This is a genomic window from Thermostichus sp. MS-CIW-26 (assembly GCF_054059115.1).
Map to the genome: position 1 here is coordinate 48,121 of NZ_JBSSBV010000010.1, position 17,586 is coordinate 65,706.

The 17,586-nt window shown below is 60.7% G+C and carries 17 protein-coding genes, 1 tRNA gene and 1 riboswitch; of the genes, 8 read left to right on the plus strand and 10 right to left on the minus strand.

The features are described 5' to 3' along the window. The first annotated feature begins 60 nt into the window (after positions 1 to 60). A complete protein-coding gene (gene lptC / locus ACVWZU_RS05385; protein ID WP_457443752.1) occupies positions 61 to 1,026 on the plus strand; it encodes an LPS export ABC transporter periplasmic protein LptC in 966 nt (321 codons plus the stop codon). An 83-nt stretch (positions 1,027 to 1,109) separates the two neighbouring features. Next, positions 1,110 to 2,873, plus strand: a complete 1,764-nt coding sequence (locus ACVWZU_RS05390) for a sulfatase (RefSeq protein ID WP_457443754.1) — start codon at positions 1,110 to 1,112, stop codon at positions 2,871 to 2,873. A 12-nt stretch (positions 2,874 to 2,885) separates the two neighbouring features. Here ACVWZU_RS05390 and ACVWZU_RS05395 read toward each other — a convergent pair whose 3' ends face one another. Then, a complete protein-coding gene (locus ACVWZU_RS05395; protein ID WP_414331319.1) occupies positions 2,886 to 3,380 on the minus strand; it encodes a DUF3531 family protein in 495 nt (164 codons plus the stop codon). Positions 3,381 to 3,701: 321 nt separating this feature from the next. Between ACVWZU_RS05395 and fabG the strand changes: the two genes are divergently transcribed. Beyond that, positions 3,702 to 4,463, plus strand: coding sequence for a 3-oxoacyl-[acyl-carrier-protein] reductase (gene fabG / locus ACVWZU_RS05400; RefSeq protein ID WP_011433672.1), 762 nt, complete (start codon positions 3,702 to 3,704; stop codon positions 4,461 to 4,463). Between the two features lie 5 nt (positions 4,464 to 4,468). Here the strand turns inward: fabG and ACVWZU_RS05405 are convergent, their stop codons facing one another. From ACVWZU_RS05405 to ssuE, 6 genes are all read right to left on the minus strand, one after another. Continuing rightward, complete coding sequence (locus tag ACVWZU_RS05405) at positions 4,469 to 6,112, minus strand: gamma-glutamyltransferase family protein (protein ID WP_011433673.1); 1,644 nt, start codon at positions 6,110 to 6,112, stop codon at positions 4,469 to 4,471. Positions 6,113 to 6,149: 37 nt separating this feature from the next. After that, entirely contained in the window at positions 6,150 to 6,884 is a 735-nt protein-coding gene (locus tag ACVWZU_RS05410; RefSeq protein ID WP_238376756.1) for an HAD family hydrolase, read from the minus strand. 67 nt (positions 6,885 to 6,951) lie between these two features. Further along, entirely contained in the window at positions 6,952 to 7,605 is a 654-nt protein-coding gene (locus ACVWZU_RS05415) for a YqiA/YcfP family alpha/beta fold hydrolase (RefSeq protein WP_011433675.1), read from the minus strand. A 12-nt stretch (positions 7,606 to 7,617) separates the two neighbouring features. After that, positions 7,618 to 7,857, minus strand: coding sequence for a preprotein translocase subunit SecG (secG, locus tag ACVWZU_RS05420; protein WP_011433676.1), 240 nt, complete (start codon positions 7,855 to 7,857; stop codon positions 7,618 to 7,620). Positions 7,858 to 8,656: 799 nt separating this feature from the next. Then, positions 8,657 to 8,830, minus strand: coding sequence for a DUF4278 domain-containing protein (locus ACVWZU_RS05425; RefSeq protein WP_083757650.1), 174 nt, complete (start codon positions 8,828 to 8,830; stop codon positions 8,657 to 8,659). A gap of 79 nt (positions 8,831 to 8,909) precedes the next feature. Then, positions 8,910 to 8,991, minus strand: a riboswitch (Glutamine riboswitch). A 232-nt stretch (positions 8,992 to 9,223) separates the two neighbouring features. Continuing rightward, complete coding sequence (ssuE, locus tag ACVWZU_RS05430; RefSeq protein WP_011433678.1) at positions 9,224 to 9,751, minus strand: NADPH-dependent FMN reductase; 528 nt, start codon at positions 9,749 to 9,751, stop codon at positions 9,224 to 9,226. A gap of 236 nt (positions 9,752 to 9,987) precedes the next feature. On the opposite strand from ssuE, the gene ACVWZU_RS05435 reads away from it, so the two are divergent. Further along, positions 9,988 to 10,059 (plus strand) — tRNA-Gly (locus ACVWZU_RS05435). Positions 10,060 to 10,202: 143 nt separating this feature from the next. After that, complete coding sequence (locus tag ACVWZU_RS05440) at positions 10,203 to 10,646, plus strand: DUF29 domain-containing protein (protein ID WP_414331397.1); 444 nt, start codon at positions 10,203 to 10,205, stop codon at positions 10,644 to 10,646. A 5-nt stretch (positions 10,647 to 10,651) separates the two neighbouring features. On the opposite strand, the gene nusB is transcribed toward ACVWZU_RS05440, so the two are convergent. The 3 genes from nusB to ACVWZU_RS05455 all read right to left on the minus strand — a co-directional run bounded on the left by nusB (position 10,652) and on the right by ACVWZU_RS05455 (position 14,687). Continuing rightward, positions 10,652 to 11,527 carry a transcription antitermination factor NusB gene (nusB, locus tag ACVWZU_RS05445; protein WP_457443758.1) on the minus strand — a complete coding sequence of 292 codons (876 nt, stop codon included), beginning with the start codon at positions 11,525 to 11,527 and terminating at the stop codon, positions 10,652 to 10,654. A 119-nt stretch (positions 11,528 to 11,646) separates the two neighbouring features. Continuing rightward, the gene (locus tag ACVWZU_RS05450) at positions 11,647 to 13,806 is read right to left on the minus strand and encodes an ATP-dependent helicase (protein WP_457443760.1); all 2,160 of its coding nucleotides are present in this window, start codon (positions 13,804 to 13,806) and stop codon (positions 11,647 to 11,649) included. 11 nt (positions 13,807 to 13,817) lie between these two features. After that, positions 13,818 to 14,687 (minus strand): Cof-type HAD-IIB family hydrolase, encoded by an 870-nt coding sequence (locus tag ACVWZU_RS05455; protein ID WP_457443762.1) that lies wholly within the window; start codon positions 14,685 to 14,687, stop codon positions 13,818 to 13,820. A 201-nt stretch (positions 14,688 to 14,888) separates the two neighbouring features. On the opposite strand from ACVWZU_RS05455, the gene ACVWZU_RS05460 reads away from it, so the two are divergent. The 3 genes from ACVWZU_RS05460 to ACVWZU_RS05470 all read left to right on the plus strand — a co-directional run bounded on the left by ACVWZU_RS05460 (position 14,889) and on the right by ACVWZU_RS05470 (position 17,482). Continuing rightward, a complete protein-coding gene (locus tag ACVWZU_RS05460; RefSeq protein WP_457443764.1) occupies positions 14,889 to 15,839 on the plus strand; it encodes a DUF1517 domain-containing protein in 951 nt (316 codons plus the stop codon). Positions 15,840 to 15,921: 82 nt separating this feature from the next. Beyond that, positions 15,922 to 16,677: a hypothetical protein gene (locus ACVWZU_RS05465; protein ID WP_457404281.1), complete on the plus strand. Its 756-nt coding sequence runs from the start codon at positions 15,922 to 15,924 to the stop codon at positions 16,675 to 16,677. Between the two features lie 76 nt (positions 16,678 to 16,753). After that, on the plus strand, positions 16,754 to 17,482 hold the full coding sequence (locus ACVWZU_RS05470; protein ID WP_457443766.1) for a peptidylprolyl isomerase: 729 nt from the start codon (positions 16,754 to 16,756) through the stop codon (positions 17,480 to 17,482). Positions 17,483 to 17,586 lie beyond the last annotated feature (104 nt).

Sequence of the window (17,586 nt, forward strand, 5' to 3'; positions counted from 1 at the left end):
GCCAGCGGGACGGAGTCCTAAGAAAGCTAGGGTAGGGGAGAAAGCCCCCAAGGAAGATCCATGCAGTCCAGGTCTTTGTCTGTCCTCCGTTTCCTGGCCGTTTTGGCCCTGCTGAGCGCGGGCTGTGGCGGGCCGGAGTGGGATCCCGATGCGCCTTCCGAGCCCATCTCCACCCCCCAGTTGATCTACGAAGACATCACCCTCACCCAGGCCAGACCGGATGGTGCCATTCTCTGGCGCTTACAGGCTCGCCTGGCCGAATATGAGTCCCCCCCAGAAAATGGTGCCGCTCCTGTGCAGTTGGGATCCGCCCATTTGCAGGCCGTTCAGGGGGAATTCTTCGACGAAGACAACCGCGCCATCCGCACCCGCGCCGAGCAAGGCTCTGCCTACCCCGGCGAACGACGTCTGGAATTGACGGGTCAAGTCGAGGTGGAATCGGAGCGAGACAACCTGCGTCTGGAGGCCCAGCGGGTGGAATGGCTGCCGGAACAGCGCCTCCTCCAAGCTGAGGGCCAGGTGAAAGTGGAGCTGTTGGAGGGCCAGGGATCCCTGCAGGGGGAGCGGCTGCTCGTCGACTTTGGCCAAGCCCAGATGCAGTTGGAGAACTGGGATCCCACTCAGCCGGTGCGGGCAGAGTACCGGGATCCGGATCTGGAGCTGGCTGCCAGCCGTTTTCTGTGGCAATTTGGCGTCGGGGAAGTGCAGGCAGTAGGGTCTGTAGAGGTTTACGCTCCCTTACAAGCTTTGCGCCTCAGGGGCGAGCAGTTGCGGGCTCCCCTGCCTCTAACCGAGTTGCGCATATTGGGCAACGGGCAAGCCAAAGCCGAGCAAACCGGTCAAGAGCTGCAGGCCCAGGAGATCCGCTGGCGCATCGGCTCCACCCAGCTGCAGGCCCAGGGCAACGTGCGCTACCGCCAGCCCGGCCAGGCTTTGACTGTCAGAGGCAACCAAGGGATCCTGGATTGGCAGGCCAACACTGCTCGGATCCAGGGCAACAGCCAAACCCAGCTCACTTTGCCCTAAGGGGGGCTGGGGGGAAGCAGAAAGCTGGCCGAGAGCATGGCAGGATAGGGATACCTTTAAGGAAAAGTATCGGGTGAGTTGTGGTGAGCTTTGAGGACTCCGTCCGAGTGGCGCAAACAGGACATTCCCCCGCAAGGGCCGGCGCTGCTGCCGTAGAACGCCCCAACATCCTGCTGATCGTGCTGGATACCCAGCGGGCGGATCGTCTCTCCTGCTATTGGTCAGAAGCGGAGCGTGCCCGCCAACTGCCCACCAGCCCCAACCTGGATCGGCTGGCCGCCGAATCCACCCTCTTCGAGCGGGCCATCGCCCCTGCCCAATGGACCATCCCCTCCCACGCTTCCCTGTTTACGGGGGAATACCCCAGCACCCACCAGACCGTCCAAGCAGATCTGGAGCTGAGCCCCGCCTTGCCCACCCTGGCAGAGCTGTTGCAGCTGAGCGGCTATACCACTGTGGGCTTTTGCAACAACCCTCTGGTGGGGATCCTGAAAAACGGCTTGCGGCGCGGCTTTGAAACCTTTTACAACTACGGTGGCGCTCTGCCCACCCGCCCCCCCGAAGGCACCCCCTTGCCCGCCCCCTTGAACCGCTGGCTGGCCGCCTACACCCAATTTTGGCGGCGGCTCTCCTATCCGGTGCAAAACGCCTTTGCCCGCTCCGACGCCCTCTTCCAGCTGGCGCTGCACCCCTGGTTTGCCTCCCTCTGGACCCGCCTGCTCAACTTCAAAGGCAACACCGCCGCCTCGATTGCCGACCTCAACCGCTACCTGCAGCAGATGGCCCGCCGCCGGTCGGATCCCGGAGCACGGCCCTTCTTTTGCTTTGTCAACCTGATGGAGCCCCATCTGCCCTACTGGCCGCCGGAGCCCTTTGTGCAGAAATACGCCCCCTATTTCAAAAGCAACCGCGAGGCCCGCGACTTTTTGCGCCAATACAACGCCCAGCCCTACCGCTGGATGGCGCCCCTGCCGCAGCCCCTTTCTCCACTGCAAGCGCAGGTGCTGCGGGATATCTACGATGCTGAGGTGGCCTACCAAGATCACCTACTGGGATCCGTCTTCGACACCCTGCGCCACACCGGCCTGGAGCAGAACACGCTGGTGGCCATCGTCGCCGATCACGGCGAAGGCCTGGGAGAACACGACTTCGTCGGCCACGCCTTTGTGGTCTACGAAGAGCTGATCCGCGTGCCCCTCATCCTGCGCTATCCCGGCCACTTCCCGGCAGGAAAACGCATTGCCACCCCCGTTTCCACCCGCCGCCTCTTCCATACCCTCCTGGAAGCTGCCGGCTTTAGCCCCAACCTTTCCCCCAACGGTGCCCCCTGTGTCAGCCTCAAGCTCCGCCGCGAGGTCGCCCGCCTCAGCTTGGCCCGCACCTTGGCAGGGGAAGATCCCGAGCAGGGAACAGTGCTCAGCGAAGCCTTCCCGCCCCACCTCCTCATTCGGGCTATGGAAAGCCGTAACGACAGCCTGCTGCGGGCGCGTGCCTGTTACGACATCCGCCGTGCCCTCTATGAGGGGATGACCAAGCTCATCCAAACGGGGGATCGTCCCAGCCTCTACAACTTGGAGCAGGATCCGGCGGAGCTGCGGGATCTGCTCTGGGTCGGCGACGGGGATCCCGTGTCCTCTCTCCCTGATGCTGATCCGCAACGCTGTCACGACGGGTCGGCGGTGGAGACCGGCTGGCCCCAGGCTTGGCTGGCTCGCCTACAGCATGGGCTGAGAGCCTGGGTGAGCTGGGCAGAGTCCCGGCGGCCTAGCACGGCTCCTCGCAAGGTGAATGTGGAAAGCGATGCCGACTTGGTGCGGCAGATGCAAGAGCTGGGCTACTTGGAGTAGGCAGGGATCCCGCTATTCCAGCCCTCCTTCCTCCTCCCTGTGATCCCGCACATAGCCGTTTAGATCGTAGTCATCCATGTCATCCATCTCCTCCGGATCCGCCGTTGGCCAATCCTCATTTTGCCCGCCGATAATCACGCGGCTGAGGCCGATGTATTCCAGGCTGAGGGTGCGCAGGGCGTTGATCAACACATCCAGCGCCATCGCATCGGCGGTGCCCAGATCAAACCAGCAGCGGGCCCAGTTGTCCTTCTCTTCCAGGGATCCCATGTTGTGCATTAGGGAAGGCAAGGGCTCCGATTCGTTGGGATACTCCAGATAGCTCAGATCCACCTCGGCCTCTTGGGCCACCAGACGCTCGGCGTTAAATCCCCCCAGCTTGCCCAACACGTACCACGACTCCAGCACCTCGTTGAGGTACTCCAGCTCAGCTTCGACCGGCGGCTCGGCAAACTCAAACCAGATCCACAGATTTCCCGGATCGCACTCGCGAAACTCCACTTGCATGGACAGTTCCTCTGCAAGGCCTACGGCCCGCTGACGCGATGGGGCCCAGCTTCTGATCTTAATCTGGCTCTGCTCACCCATTGGTGCAACGCCCAAAGCTCCTGCACTTTTGTGCCATGCGAATCCCTCCAGCAACAAGTCTTGCCGTCAGGGTGGCCGCTTGGAACCACGGGATCCCTCCTGCCGAGGCCATCGGCGGTTAGGACGGACATGGCGCAGGCGGTTGCCGGGAAGTCCGTGGCAGCCAGACGGCCCCAAAGCATCCTATACTGTTGCGGCTGTCCTAATCACGCTGTCCGAATCACGAGGAACCTGCCGCTTATGTCTGAGCTTCTCCCTTTGCCTTCCCTCCAAGACCGGGTGGCTGTGGTCACCGGAGCCAGCCGAGGTATTGGCCGGGCGATTGCCCTGCACCTGGGGGCCATTGGGGCAAAAGTGGCGATCAACTACGCCCGCTCCGCTGCCGAAGCCGAGTCTCTGGTGGAAGAGATCGCAGCCCTGGGGGGAGAAGGGATCCCTGTGGCCGCCGATGTGTCTTGCCCAGAGGCGGTGGAGAGCCTGTTTGCCCAGGTGATGGAGCGGTGGGGTCGGGTGGATGTGCTGGTGAACAATGCCGGCATGGCCCGCGACACCCTGCTGCTGCGCATGAAGCCAGAAGATTGGCAGGCGGTGCTGGATCTCAACCTGACGGGGGTCTTTCTCTGCCTGAAGGCAGCCGCCAAGATCATGGTGAAGCAGCGCCAGGGGCGCATCATCAACATCACCTCGGTGGTGGGCTTGGTGGGCAATGCCGGCCAGGCCAACTACAGCGCCGCCAAAGCAGGGGTGGTGGGCCTCACCAAGACAGCAGCTCGCGAGCTGGCCAGCCGCAACATCACCGTCAACGCCGTGGCACCGGGGTTCATCACCACCCAAATGACCGAAAAACTGGACCCCGGCCCGATTTTGGCGCAGATCCCCCTGGGGCGACTGGGATCCCCGGCAGAAGTGGCGGGGCTGGTGCGTTTTTTGGCGGCAGATCCGGCGGCGGCCTACATCACGGGACAGGTTTTTGCCATCGATGGTGGCATGGTGATGAGCTAGGCACTCTACCACGCCAGGGCTAGGCCATCGGCACGGGGTTCGGAAGCCGCAATGAAGTGATCCCCATCCCGCAAGAGGATCTGTCCCCGGCCAAAAAGACCGCAATCCTCTTCTGCGTCCACCACCTGCACTGCATGGCCGCGGGCGGAGAGTTCGCGCACCACCTGGGGCGGCACCGTGCTCTCCAGCGCCACCTGCGGGATCCCCTGATCCCACAGCACTCGCCAGCGGGGCGCATCCAGAGCCGCCTGGGGGTTCAGGCCGTAATCCACCAAATTCACCACCACCTGCACATGGCCTTGGGGCTGCATTGCCCCCCCCATGACACCAAAAGGGCCGAGGGGGATCCCTTCTTTAGATAGAAAGGCGGGGATAATCGTGTGGTAGGGGCGCTTGCGGGGGCCCACCTGGTTGGGATGGCCGGGCTCCAGGGTGAAACCCGTGCCGCGGTTGTGGAGAGCAATGCCCGTGCCCGGAACCAGCAGACCACTGCCGAAGCCATCGAAATTCGACTGAATCAAAGACACCATCAACTCACCATCAGCTGCAGCCAGGTAAACCGTTCCCCCCTCCGGCAGCCCTGGCTGGGCCAGGGGGATCGCCTCCCTCCCGATCAACTGCCGCCGCCGCTGTGCATAAGCCTTATCCAGCATCTGGGCAGGACTGACCCGCACATACTCCGGATCCGCCACCTGTCGGCTCACATCGGCAAAGGCCAGCTTCATTGCCTCAATCTGCAGGTGATAGCGCTCGCCGGCATCGTAGGAGATCCGACCCAGCTCAAAACCCTCCAAAAGGTTGAGCGCCATCAAAGCGGCAATGCCCTGCCCGTTGGGGGGGATCTCCCAGACGGTGTAGCCGCGGTAATCCGTATGGATGGGTTCCACCCAATCGGCCCGGTGCTCAGCCAAGTCGGCGGGGGACAGGAAGCCGCCCGTGGCCTCCGAGAAAGCCAGCAACTTCTCCGCCAGCTCCCCCCGGTAAAAACTCTCCCCACCGCTACGGGCAATCTCTTCTAGGGTTTGAGCATGCAGGGGGCTGCTCCAGCGCTCTCCAGCCCGTGGGGCACGCCCTTGGGGAAAGAAAACGGCCTTGAAGGCCTCGTGGCGCGGATCCGGCAGGGGCAAATAGATGGACTCCGCCGCCTGCCACAGTTGGGCCACCCGGGGAGAGACCGGAAATCCCTCTTGCGCCAGACGAAGGGCAGGCACAAACAGACGCTCGAACGGCAGCTTTCCCCAGCGCCGGTGCAAGGTCTGCCAAGCGGAAACTGCCCCCGGCACCGTCACCGCTAACCAATCGTAGGGGGGGATCCGCCCATGGTCCCGGTACCGCTCCGGCGTCAGGGCGGCTGGGCTGCGACCGGAAGCATTCAACCCGTACAGCTGACCCTCCTCCCCCCCCTCCCACACCAGAGCAAAGGCATCGCCGCCAATGCCATTGGAGGTTGGCTCCACCACCGTCAAAGCCACCGCCATTGCCACGGCTGCATCCACAGCATTGCCGCCCGCCCAGAACATCTCCATGCCCGCCATTGCCGCCAAAGGTTGGCTGGTGGCCACGGATCCCTGTCTGCCCATCACCACCCGTCGCCGCGAAGCAAACGGATAGCGATCCAGGGCCTGCCGCAAAAAAGTGGGTGCTGGCATATCGCTACGCGACGCTCTCGCGAATGGGCTGGGCTCCCTACACAGGCAGGTTATCGCTACGCGACGCTCTCGCGAACAGGAGTGTGGCCAACTCCGCAAAGCTGTCCACCACCACATCTGCCCCGGCGTGGCGCAGTTCCTCGGCGGTGAAAGCCGTGGTGAGGCCCACCGCAAAACAGCCAGCCCCCTTAGCGGCGCGGATCCCATGGGTAGAATCTTCAATCACCCAACACAACGCCGGATCCAACCCCACAGCGGCAGCCGTTTTCAGGTAAGGCTCTGGGTCGGGCTTGGCCCGCTGAATGTCTTCGGCGGTAATCACCGCGTCAAACCAGCGGTGCAGGTCGAAGCGCTGGAAAATCTGCGCTTGATCCCGGCGGATGGCCGAAGTGGTGACGGCCAGGGCAGAAAAGCGCTGGCGGCTGGCCGCCAAAAACTCCAGCACCCCCGGCACCAGGGGTACCTCTGCCAGCAGCTCGCCAAAAGCCTTGGCCTTTTCCTCGATCAAGCGCTGCACCAGCAGGGGCCGTTCTGCAGGTGGGGTGTCCGTCTGGTGTTGGACAAGGTACTCGAACATGTCGCGGTCGGTGCGCCCCTTGAACTGCAGGGAGATGGGGGCCAAATCCAGGGATAGGTGGCAGCGTTGCAGGGCAATGGCCCCGGCGCGGGCATGGATTGGTTCCGAATCCACAATCACCCCGTCCATATCGAAGAGCAAGCCGGCAGTCACGTCAGCCTTCCCCTGTTGTAGGCACAGCACTTTGGATTGCATAGACATTATCGCTACGCGACGCTTTCGCGAATGGGCAAGCACGGGACAGGGATCCCCTTTAACAACCCTACTGCCCCGTCTCCATCCCCCACCCGCAGAAGCGGCTGGTGATCTGCCAAATGGGATCCAACACATCGGTCAGGGCGTGGTCGCTCTCCACCGCCACCAGTTGGGCCCAGGGGCGACGGGCCACATAGTCTCGACTGGCTTGAATGGGGATGGTGTCGTCTTGGATCCCGTGCACAATTAGGGTGGGCACAGGCCGTCGTAACCCCCCATCCGGGTAGCGCTGGGCATCGGCGACAAAGCCGTACTCCAAAGGGAGAGGGCGGCCTTCTCCGTAGTGAAACACCATGAGTTGTCCGGTTCGCCGCCAAGTCTCCACCGCCTCTGCCCCCAGCCGCGGCAGCCAATGGCCTAAAAAGCCAAAAGCCGGCGCCAAGAGCACCAAGCGCTGCACACAGGGTTGTTGTTCGGCAACCCAGGCAGCCACCAGCCCCCCCAGGCTAGAGCCGATGAGGGTGACAGGGGGGTAGTTCATCTCGGCAAGCTGGCTGGAAACCTGCTGGATCTGGCGGGTCAAGGTGAGCTGGGCAAAATTGTCCTGGTTCAGATCGGGCACCTGAACAGGGATCCCCACCTGCTGCAGCCGCTGCCGAAAGAAAGTTGCCTTGGCCGACTGCGGCCCAGAGCCGAATCCATGCAGGTAAATCGCCAACACGGAAAGGGATCCCTATGGCCCTGTGGCTGCCGAGAGCCAGCCCGCCCCCAACACCACGCTGATGGAGAGGAAAAGGGTCGCTACCGTCCAGGTGATGCGGTTGAGGTTTTGCTCAGCACTCTTGGAGCTGGAGAACAGCTGGGCCTGCCCGCCAATGCCCGCCAACCCATCCCCCTTAGGGCTGTGCAGCAGCACCAAGATCACCAGCAAGATGGCCGAAGCCGACCAGAGAAACTCGAAAAACGCTTCCATCGCAGCGGATCCCTGTAGGGCAAGTTGCTAAGGCCATTATCGCTTGGAACCGCATCTTAGCGCACCCTGTCTCGGCATCGCTCCCATTTCAGAATCAAGTTGGCAGGTGAAGACCCACCCATCTTCTGTGGCATCCTCCCGGCGCTCGTCCTGCGGACAGAGCACAGGCTTCCCTTCCCGTCAGCAGGACGGAGTCCTTACCTCGCGGCTGGGCATTCCTGCCCCCTGCCACTTGCCTGGGTCTACAACCCCCGACAAAACGACTGGACAGGTGGCTTCCCTTCCCCAGCCTCCCTGGCTACTGCCAGCTCGCAAAACAACCTCTAATCCACCCAGCACAGTTCCCAAGGCTGAGGCTGGGTCCCGATGCACCCGGTACCGGCATTCAGGGCACTGAGGCCCCCCGACAGCCCAGCTGTTGCTGACTGTCCCCCAGCACTTGCGACCGATTTGGCTCCTCCCTTTGAGGTCAACCTTGGCAAGGTCCACCTCACCCTTCCAGCAAACCCACTCCAGAAGACATAGAACCTGTCCCCAGGCAGCCTCGACGCAATCCTTCAGGTCACTAGACGGGGAGAGAAGCTGGCGGACGAAGATATCGAGAAGATATCGATGGATATCGATCTTGCTTGAGAATCTGAACTGGCTGGGCTAAGCCATCTCTTCTGGAGGTGTTGTTTTGCTCCAGTTGTTTTGCCCCAAAAGGCGACCCCAAACGGGGCCGCCCGGTCTTTATCCAGCCCTTATGGAGATTTCCAGAGGATCCCCACCTCACCTACAAGGGCAAACAGTATTCACCTCAGTAGCTTACACCCCGGTAGGTCAGGGGCTGATGAGGGTGAGGCATCGCTTTCTTGCTGGTGTGGTGCACACAGAAGGTTTGACCGCGATACTGAGCTTGCAACTCCTCATCGCTGAGCTGAGTATGCGCGGGAACGTAGTCAAAGGTGTTGCCACGGAAAGAGAGTTTCATAAGTCGCCTCCATCAACGAAGGGTTGAGTTTGTTGTTGTTGAACCGTAAGCCACGGAGAGAGTGGCGCGATTCAGTTGAGGCGCGTTCCTTCGGGAAGACCCCTACTTCCGTCTCTGCACAGCTCCAGGCCACTGGTGAGCCAACTGCAGAGGTGAACGATTTATCCTATGTCTGTATCATAACTTACGGTTTTGCAGGTTTTTTGGGGGATTTATAGAAATTTAATCCGGCCATACCCGCAAAAGGGATCCCTTGCCGTCGGCTCTTCCGCGGCTTCTCGGGCCTGACTGGGCAATCACCTATGCACTTTTCGGAATAGATTGCCGCAACCGGTTCCGGGCCCAGGGCACCAATCCCGTATTCGGCCAGTCTCCGCAAAATTCTGATTTCTTCTATTTCACCGCCTGCACAAGTGCCTGCAGCCCTGCTCGCAGACGTTCCTCGATGTCGGCCTCTAGCTGTAGTGTTCCGGCAGCGTCCAACTGAATTTGAGAACTCAGGATATAAACCCCTCTCAGGATGTGGGTTGCCCCCATCACCGCCAGCACAGGTTTCATCGCAAAGTCGATGGACAGCAGATGGGCCAGGGTTCCCCCGGTGGCAATGGGGAGAATCACTTTACCGGTAAAGGCGTCTTGATCCAGCAAATCCAGCAGTGCCTTCAACACACCTGGATAGGAGGCTTTGTAAACGGGAGCAGAGATGACGATCCCGGTAGCTTGGGCCACCTTTTGCTGAATTGCCTTGAGTTGAGGGCTATCGAACTTGGCCAGTGCCAGATCCTCTGGGGGCAAATCCCGCACCGAAACAAACTGAGTGGTCAATCCCAGATCGGACAGGATCCCGGCAGCGTGATGTAAAACGGCTTCTGAGCGAGAAGGAGTGCTGGGACTACCGGAGAGCAGGAGGATGCTGGACATAGGCCGCAGACAGAATACTGCCTCAGTTGTACCAGGGATCCCATGTGAAAGATGATTAACCCACTCTCGCCCTGCCCCAGCATGCACGATAGCTTTGTCTCTCGACGTCATTCCCTGCTGGTCAAATTGCGGGCAAAATATGCCCCCCCCCAACTCCCCACCTACTCAAGGGGTCGGGAACGTGATAGGTTAGATTCAGCAAGGGTTTCAGCTTGCTAAACTTGAGATTGATTTACGCGGGCGTAGTTCAGTGGTAGAACGCTAGCTTCCCAAGCTGGATGTCGTGAGTTCGAGTCTCATCGCCCGCTTTCCCCAACCAACCGGCAAAACCCGCTTTCCGCAAGCATTCCCGGACTTGGCCTAGTCCGGGAAATCAATGAGCTCAAGGTAAAAAGGGGTAGTTCGGGGTCAGTAAGATCTCCTTGGCCAGTGCCCAGTTAGGCAATGAAGCATGCAACTTTACGAGTACGACTTCTATGCCTGGACGCAAAAGCAAGCCGCACTGCTGAAATCGGGGCAGTGGGATCAACTGGATATCGCCAACTTGGTGGAGGAAATCGAGGCTTTGGGCAGGCAAGAACGCCGGGAATTGCTGCACCGGCTGGGGATCCTGGTAGGGCATTTGCTGAAGTGGCAATTGCAACCCCACCTGCGAGGCAAAAGTTGGCGGGCAACGATTACTGAACAACGCCGCCAGATCCAGCGATTGCTCAAAGACAGTCCCAGCCTCAAGCCCGATCTTTCGGCAGCCCTGCAAGAGGCTCACCAGGACGGGATCCTGTTGGTGGTGAGAGAAACGCCATTGTCTGAAGCAGATCTGCCTGCCCAGTGTCCCTACACATTTGAGCAGGTGATGGATCCCGACTTTTATCCTGGCAAGGAAGATCCCCAGTGATCTGCTCAGCCCCCGGAACCAGAACCAGGGAGGGAGGGATCCCGACCCCGGTGGGTCTCCATCTGGCTGTCCACTACCCGTCGCAGCACTCCGTTGACGAAAGCGGCGGCCTCAGGATCCCCGTATTTTTTGGCCAATTCTACAGCTTCGTTGATGGCAACCTTCACGGGGCTGCTGGCCAGTATTTCCATCTCCACCACCGCCAGGCGCAGGATATCTCGCTCGATCCGACCAACCCGCTGCAATTGCCAACCCACCAAAGCCTTTTGCAAACGAGCATCGATCGCCTCCTTGTGGGTTCGCAGGGCAGTTAACAGTTGCAAAGCGTAGGCGCGCACTTCTTGGGATTGGGCAATGTACAACAGTTCCGGCATGGACAGGGCAACGCCCACCCGGTTGACTGCTCTTTGGGACAACTGGACAGCCTCATCCAAGATGTGGCGGACGCTGTGCAGCCGCTGTTCCAGGTGTTCTAAGGCTTGGCCGGCGTTGCCGAGGGCCACTTGCACCTGCTGGATTAGCTCCAGCAATTCCCCCCGTAAGGCATTGGGGTCAGGAACCTTCGCCTCCTTTAGAGTAATTTCCAGGCGCTGCAGGTGCCGTTGGGCTTGATGAAGGCGGAGGGTGACGGAGCGGGATCCACCCTCTTCTTTGGGATCCGAATCGGCCAACAACAGGGGATCGCTCTCGTGCAACAAACGGTCACTGCGTTGAATTTCCGCCGCCGCTGCGGAGAGGGTTTCATGGGTCTCTTCGCTCAGGGCGCGAATGGCTGCCAGCAGCAAGTCCTCCAGTTGTTTTTCGCTCAGTTTGGCCGCCGTGGCTGGCAGTTGATTGACCCCCAGCAGGGCCAGTTCGCGGGCAATACGCCGAGGTTGCATTGCAGAATATCCATAGCTTCTGAAAGACTGCCCCATTGCCGCAAGGCGGCGCGCAAGCGCTATCGGGCTTAGCCATGCTAGCAGGTTGCCAATCCATGAAGAACGAGAGACTCACCCGGTCAACCGGCCCTAAAACTGCGACTTAACACCCGAAACACCAAAGATGAACTCTGCTCTGTGCCAAAGCGAGATTGGCTGGATACCGAGAGGGTGAGCCGTCGTTTGCTGCGGGTGATGCCCACATACAGCAGCCGCAGCCGCTCCGCTGCCAAGTCCAAAAAGGCTTGCTTGGTGGCCGAGTCGGCCTGCAGATCCCAGCCGCCTTTGGGGCTGAGCTGTCGCAACTGAGCCAGAGCCTCTGCCTGCATATCCACTTCATCCAAAAACTTCAGCCCCAGGGTTCGCTCCCCGTACTGGGTGGGAAACTCGTAGGCCGACACTTGGGGGATGAAGACCTGATCCCATTCCAGCCCCTTGGCGCGATGCAGAGTCGAAACGGTGATGCTGCCCGGCTCTGGGTCGAAGGCGAAGATCTCCGAAGGCAAGTTGTTGAGGCGGTGATCCAGAATCACTTGAAATTCTTGGGCGATCTCCTGCCAATCGGTTTCGGGCAGGGATCCCAGCACCTGCTCCAGCTGATCGATTACATAGCGACCCACAAACAGCTCTTCCGGCTTGCGGTAGAGGCTTTGAACGATCACATTCAGCACCTCCGGCCAAGGGGAGCGCCCGGCCCGGAGCCAACCGGCAAGGGTGCGCAGCAGCCTGCCCAAGTTCTGCCAAGGCGGGCCATCGGGCAGAGCGGGAGCCTCACCAAAGTTGGGAAATAGCAGCCGCTCCGGCAGAGAGGCGCGGATCCACCTCAACATCGGTCCCAGTTCAGCACGTGGGATCCCCGCCCAATCCGCCAAGCAATCCACAGCAGCAGCCAAGCGAGTGGGGGCAGTGGGCTGGGCAAACCAGTCGATGATTCCCTTGAGCTGCAACAACACCCGCCGCTGACTGGGACTGCCCCGCAACAGATCGATCACCCGCTCCGCTCCCATTTCCTGGAGATAGCTGAGGGCTTTGCCCCCCAGCTCGTTGGTGGTGACCAGAATGGCCACCGTTTGGCCGGGAAAAGCTTGGGCGGCTGCAATGGCCTGCCGCGCCACCTGTTGCAGCTCCTCTTCCGGGGATCCGACAACCCGCAGAAAGTCCACACCACCCTCGCTGGCCGGGGGGTTTTGGCCACCGGAGGTGGCCAGTTGAATGGGCTGGGGGGCCAGAGCGGTGCGCAAAGCCGGGATGGGGTGCTGCTGATTCACCCACTCCACCAGGCGGTTGGCCAAAGCGATGATCTGGGGGGCGCTGCGGCTGGATTCATCCAAGAGCACCACCTGAGGACTGGCCTGGCAAAAGGCGCGAAACAGCCGCGGCTCGGCGCTGGTAAAGGTGCCCATGATGCTCTGGTTGGGATCCCCCACCCGCACCAGGTTGCCGGTGCGTTGGCTGAGCAGCCGCAGCAGCTCTTCCTGCAGGGGGGAACTGTCTTGGGCCTCATCCTCGAACAGGTAGTCGTACCAGTTCTGCACCTGCTTCCGCAGCTCCGGACTGCCCTCGATCAAATCCACTGCTTGCCAGCCCAGGTCGTCGTAGTCTAACTTGCCCAGGCGACGCAATTCCGCTTGATAACCGGCGTAGATGGGAGCAGCCCAGCCCAGATAGCCCTCGCTGGGGATCACTTCTGGCCCCAGGCGCAGATTCTTGGCCCTGCTGATGACCACCTGCACCATCTGCTGGAAACTGCGCCGGAACTGGGCTCGGTTTTGGGCGATCTTTTGCGGGTTGTTGTCGCCGGGGATCAGCGGCTCCCAGAGCTGAGTATGGCGGACGAGCCAAGCGCGGCACAGGCGGCTGAGCAACCGCTCCTGTTCGTATCCCTCCAAAATAGACAGCTCCTCCCAACGGCTGGGGGCCTCCCGCAACACCCGCAACGACAAAGAATGCAGGGTAAAGGCCTGGGTAAAGCGATCCGGATACCCCGCCCGTTGCAAACGTTGATTGATGCGGCTGATCAAGTTGCCCCGCGCCGAACGCATGTAGGTGAACACCCCGATGCGCTCCGGTGGGATCCCCCGATTGAGAATTAAATCGGCGATCAACAGCTCCAGAATAAAGGTCTTGCCGCTCCCCGGAACGGCGGCGATCCCCAGCGGCCCCGATTGGTAGGCCAACGCCTGTTGCTGCGCCGGACGCAGGGTGACCTCAGGAAAGGGAGAAGAAGCCAGACCCAGCATGGGATCCCTGCCTAGCTGAGGATGAAGGTCTCGATGGCTGCCGCCACCCCGTCTTCTGCCACAGGAGGGGCAATCCAATCGGCATGGGGCAAGAGAGCAGGCGAGGCATTTCCCATCGCCACCCCGATCCCCGCATACCGCAGCATCTCAATGTCGTTGTCGCCATCGCCAATGGCCATCACCTGCTCCGCCGACAACCCCAGCATTTCCTCGGCCAAAAAACGAACGGCATTGCCCTTGTTCACCGCCGGATGGGTAGCCTCGAGAAAAATCGGCTCTGAACGGGTGAGGTAGAGCTGGTCAGGGGAATACCGCCGCCGCAGGGATCCCTGCAATTCCTGCAGGAACTCGGTATCCTCAGAAACAGCCAGGATCTTGGTGGGGCTTCGTCCGTATTGGGCGGAAGAGAACATCTGGAACGGCACCTGAGAGCGCTCAGCATAGGCCTGACTGAGAGGGCTCAGCTCCCGTAAGTAGAGCTGGTCATCGATGTAGAGGTGAACCCCCACCGGCTGATCCTGCAACGCTTGCAACAACTCCTCGGCCAGCGGCCAGTCCAGGCTCCAGTGCTTTAGGGTCTTTTGGCTATCGGGATCCCGAATTAAAGCCCCCTGGTAGCTGCATAGGGGCATATCGGCCCCAATCGCGTAGTGGAACCGCTCGGCAGAACGATGCATGCGACCCGTAGCGATGGCTACTCGCACCCCTGCTGCTTTGGCCTTCTGAATGGCCTCCCGAACCGGCTCTGAAACCTGGTTGGAAGGCCCGGCAATCGTGCCATCGATATCCACCACCAACAGCCGAATCTGGGCACGGGGTGGAGAAGATGCCCGCTCTCTTTCCTCGACTTGGACGACTTGGACGTTAGCCTGAGTTTGCATTGCTGTTGTTTGCCCTCCTCCTGGCAACCTCCCAGACCGTAGCATGGCTCTGCCTCGATTGGTTGACGGTCATTGGCCGGCTCAGTACACAAAGAATCAACACAGAAGAATTGAACAAGTGAGATGGCCGGGTGGGGGATCGGTTTCCGCCCCTATTCCCGCCAACGAGAAAGCGTAGAATTAAGAAAGACTAGCCCCGTGATGGACGAAAACATTGTGATCATGCTGAAACGAATCGGTCGCGTCTGCCGGCCTCTGCTGGCCATTGCCCTGGCCTTGACCTTGGCCCTGGCTCCCATAGGCGCTGTTTGGGCACGCAGTGGCGGTCGCATTGGCGGCGGATCTTTCCGGTCTCCGACGTTCTCTGCCCCCCGCTCGATTGGCCCGCACTACTCAGCTCCTGTCTACCCCAGCTATGGAGGCGGCTTCGGTTTTCCGCTGCTGGTGCCCTTTTTCTGGGGAGGGGGTGGCGGCCTGCTGACACTGCTGCTCTTGATTGGGGCAGGTAGCTTTTTGGTGCAGACACTGCGCTCGGGGATCAGATCCGAAGAAGGGGACGATAGCATTGGGGTTCGCGATCCCCAGGTAACCGTTGCGCAGGTGAAAGTGGGCCTGCTGGCCAGCGCCCGGCAACTGCAGAAAGACATGAACGCCCTGGCTCTGGAGGCGGATACTCAGTCGCCAGAAGGGCTGAGCCAACTGTTGCAAGAGGTCACCCTTGGCTTGATGCGCTACAGCGACTACTGGGCCTATGGCCATGCCCAAGCGGAGAAGCTGCCCCTCTCCCGCGCCGAATCCCTGTTCTATCAAGCCTCTTTACAAGAACGGAGCAAGTTCAGCGTCGAAAGCCTCAGCAACCGCAACAACCAGATCCAACAAGTCTCCCAAGCGGCGCTGCAGCGATCTGCTGCTGGGATCCCAGATGTTGGCGAGTACCTGCTGGTAACTCTACTGGTTGCGTATCGTGGTAACTTGGGTACACTACCTGTAGTTAACTCCATGGCGGATCTGCGGCAGTGCCTGTTGCAGCTGGCTTCGATTCCGGCAGATCGGATTGTGGCCATCGAAGTGCTGTGGACGCCGCAGTTGGAGGGAGACACCCTGTCGGCAGAGGCGCTGTTGACCGAGTACCCGGAAATGCGGCTCCTTTGAGAGCCTTTGGGCGATAGACGGCAACTGTTGGCTGAGTGTCTCAACTCCTCGGGATCCCCGCCGCTCAGGCTAGGGAGGTTGTATGTCCGGGTTAGATGCTTCAGCGGGCAGAGGCCGTCGTTCCCCTTGGGCATGGTCTGGCCAAGTCAAGCAGGCAGATTCTCTGTTGGATGAGCTGTTCGAGGATTTGGAGAACAGCTTGGAAGAGGGACTGTCAGAAGCCGGCGAATATCCTTACCTCGGCACACGGCCCCCACTGCCTTCCCGACGCTTCTCTGCTGCCGGAGGATTACTGCTGGGTATGGCTTTGGCCGCTACCTTGGTGGCAGGGCTGGCTTTTTGGATGACCCTGCGCCCGCGGGCGGTGGTTTTTTCGCAGGCCACTCGGGATCCCTTGGCTGAGGCACCCAATTCTTCCCATTCCGATGCTCACCAGGAGCCCTTGCTTCCCACTGCTGCTGATGTGGATGAAAACCCCAAAGCTCCACCTGAGGATTCTGCAAAGGCTGTCTTGGTCGAACCGGCAAAACCGCCGACTGTTGCCGCTCCTCTTGCTTCAAGAGGGGCTGGTCTTCCCTCTCCCCCCAGGGTACCTGCGCCTCCGGTGCCAGCGCGGATCCCACCCCAGCCTGTGCCGCAAATGAAGCTGGTGGGATTGATCCACGATCCAGGTGCTCCCAAGGCCCTGATTTTGATCGACAACGTAGTACGTCAGGTGGCTGTTGGCCATGCGGTGAAAGCAGAGTGGCGGGTTACCTCCATCAGCCCCTACGGTGTGAGGGTGAGCAATGGTGCTCAAAGCGTTACCTTGCAGTTGGGGCTGTCGCAGCGGATCTGAATCACCTGGATAGGGATCCCTGCTGGGTTGAGCAGCGCCTGGAGGGTGGGAGATTGGATTGAAGGAGAAGGGGCAGATGAAATTCGCCAAGCTGGGGCGAATGAGCCGCTGCAGAGTGGGAGTGGGCTTAGTTCTGGGATACCTCTGTCTCGGGCTGTTGGCTTGTCGCAGCACACCCCCCCTCTCAGAATCCCCCTCTGGGATCCCGGCGGCCTATGCTGACCGCCCGCAACTGCAAGGGGAGGCAGTGGTGGAGCTGGAGGTGCAAACTGCTGAGGGGGTAGGCAAGGTGATCCTGGAGATCCACGGGGAAGCGGCACCCCTGACCGGCGGCCAGTTCGTGGATTTGGTTCAGCGGGGCTTTTACAATGGCCTCACCTTCCATCGGGTGGAAAAGGATCCGCAGCCTTTTGTGGTGCAGGGTGGGGATCCCCGTGGTGACGGCACAGGGGGTGCAACAGAGCCGGGGAGCAACCGCCTGCGCACCATCCCCCTAGAAATTCGGTTGCGTGGGGAACCCTACCCCCGCTACAACACCTTGATCCAGGATCCCGCTGCTCTGAGTAAGTTGCTCTTGCCCCATCGTTTGGGGGCGGTGGCCATGGCCCGTTCTAGCCCACTTGACTCAGCCTCTTCCCAGTTTTACATCACCCTCTCTGCTCTGCCGATTTTGGACGGGCGCTATGCCGTGTTCGGCTACGTCACCGAGGGGATGGAGTGGGTGGAGCGCATCCAGGTGGGAGATGTGATCCGCTCGGCGCGGGTGTTGGAAGGAGCGGACTTGCTTAGGGTGCCGGGATCCTAACCGGAAAGAGCAGATCAGATGGAGGATCCCGGCAGTTTATGATGGGCAGCAACTCTGCTGCTGGTTTGGTTGTTGTGGCTCTGGCTTTTGCCTTGAGGAAGGGC

What these genes read in the sequence shown, in the direction of transcription:
- lptC (WP_457443752.1), top strand. Translation starts at nt 61, where the DNA reads ATGCAGTCCAGGTCTTTGTCTGTCCTCCGTTTCCTGGCCGTTTTGGCC.
- ACVWZU_RS05455 (WP_457443762.1), bottom strand. Translation starts at nt 14,687, where the DNA reads ATGCAAACTCAGGCTAACGTCCAAGTCGTCCAAGTCGAGGAAAGAGAG.
- ACVWZU_RS05395 (WP_414331319.1), bottom strand. Translation starts at nt 3,380, where the DNA reads ATGCAAGTGGAGTTTCGCGAGTGCGATCCGGGAAATCTGTGGATCTGG.
- ACVWZU_RS05410 (WP_238376756.1), bottom strand. Translation starts at nt 6,884, where the DNA reads ATGCAATCCAAAGTGCTGTGCCTACAACAGGGGAAGGCTGACGTGACT.
- fabG (WP_011433672.1), top strand. Translation starts at nt 3,702, where the DNA reads ATGTCTGAGCTTCTCCCTTTGCCTTCCCTCCAAGACCGGGTGGCTGTG.
- ACVWZU_RS05450 (WP_457443760.1), bottom strand. Translation starts at nt 13,806, where the DNA reads ATGCTGGGTCTGGCTTCTTCTCCCTTTCCTGAGGTCACCCTGCGTCCG.
- ACVWZU_RS05465 (WP_457404281.1), top strand. Translation starts at nt 15,922, where the DNA reads ATGTCCGGGTTAGATGCTTCAGCGGGCAGAGGCCGTCGTTCCCCTTGG.
- ACVWZU_RS05440 (WP_414331397.1), top strand. Translation starts at nt 10,203, where the DNA reads ATGCAACTTTACGAGTACGACTTCTATGCCTGGACGCAAAAGCAAGCC.
- ACVWZU_RS05405 (WP_011433673.1), bottom strand. Translation starts at nt 6,112, where the DNA reads ATGCCAGCACCCACTTTTTTGCGGCAGGCCCTGGATCGCTATCCGTTT.
- ACVWZU_RS05470 (WP_457443766.1), top strand. Translation starts at nt 16,754, where the DNA reads ATGAAATTCGCCAAGCTGGGGCGAATGAGCCGCTGCAGAGTGGGAGTG.
- ACVWZU_RS05425 (WP_083757650.1), bottom strand. Translation starts at nt 8,830, where the DNA reads ATGAAACTCTCTTTCCGTGGCAACACCTTTGACTACGTTCCCGCGCAT.
- ssuE (WP_011433678.1), bottom strand. Translation starts at nt 9,751, where the DNA reads ATGTCCAGCATCCTCCTGCTCTCCGGTAGTCCCAGCACTCCTTCTCGC.
- nusB (WP_457443758.1), bottom strand. Translation starts at nt 11,527, where the DNA reads ATGCAACCTCGGCGTATTGCCCGCGAACTGGCCCTGCTGGGGGTCAAT.
- secG (WP_011433676.1), bottom strand. Translation starts at nt 7,857, where the DNA reads ATGGAAGCGTTTTTCGAGTTTCTCTGGTCGGCTTCGGCCATCTTGCTG.
- ACVWZU_RS05460 (WP_457443764.1), top strand. Translation starts at nt 14,889, where the DNA reads ATGGACGAAAACATTGTGATCATGCTGAAACGAATCGGTCGCGTCTGC.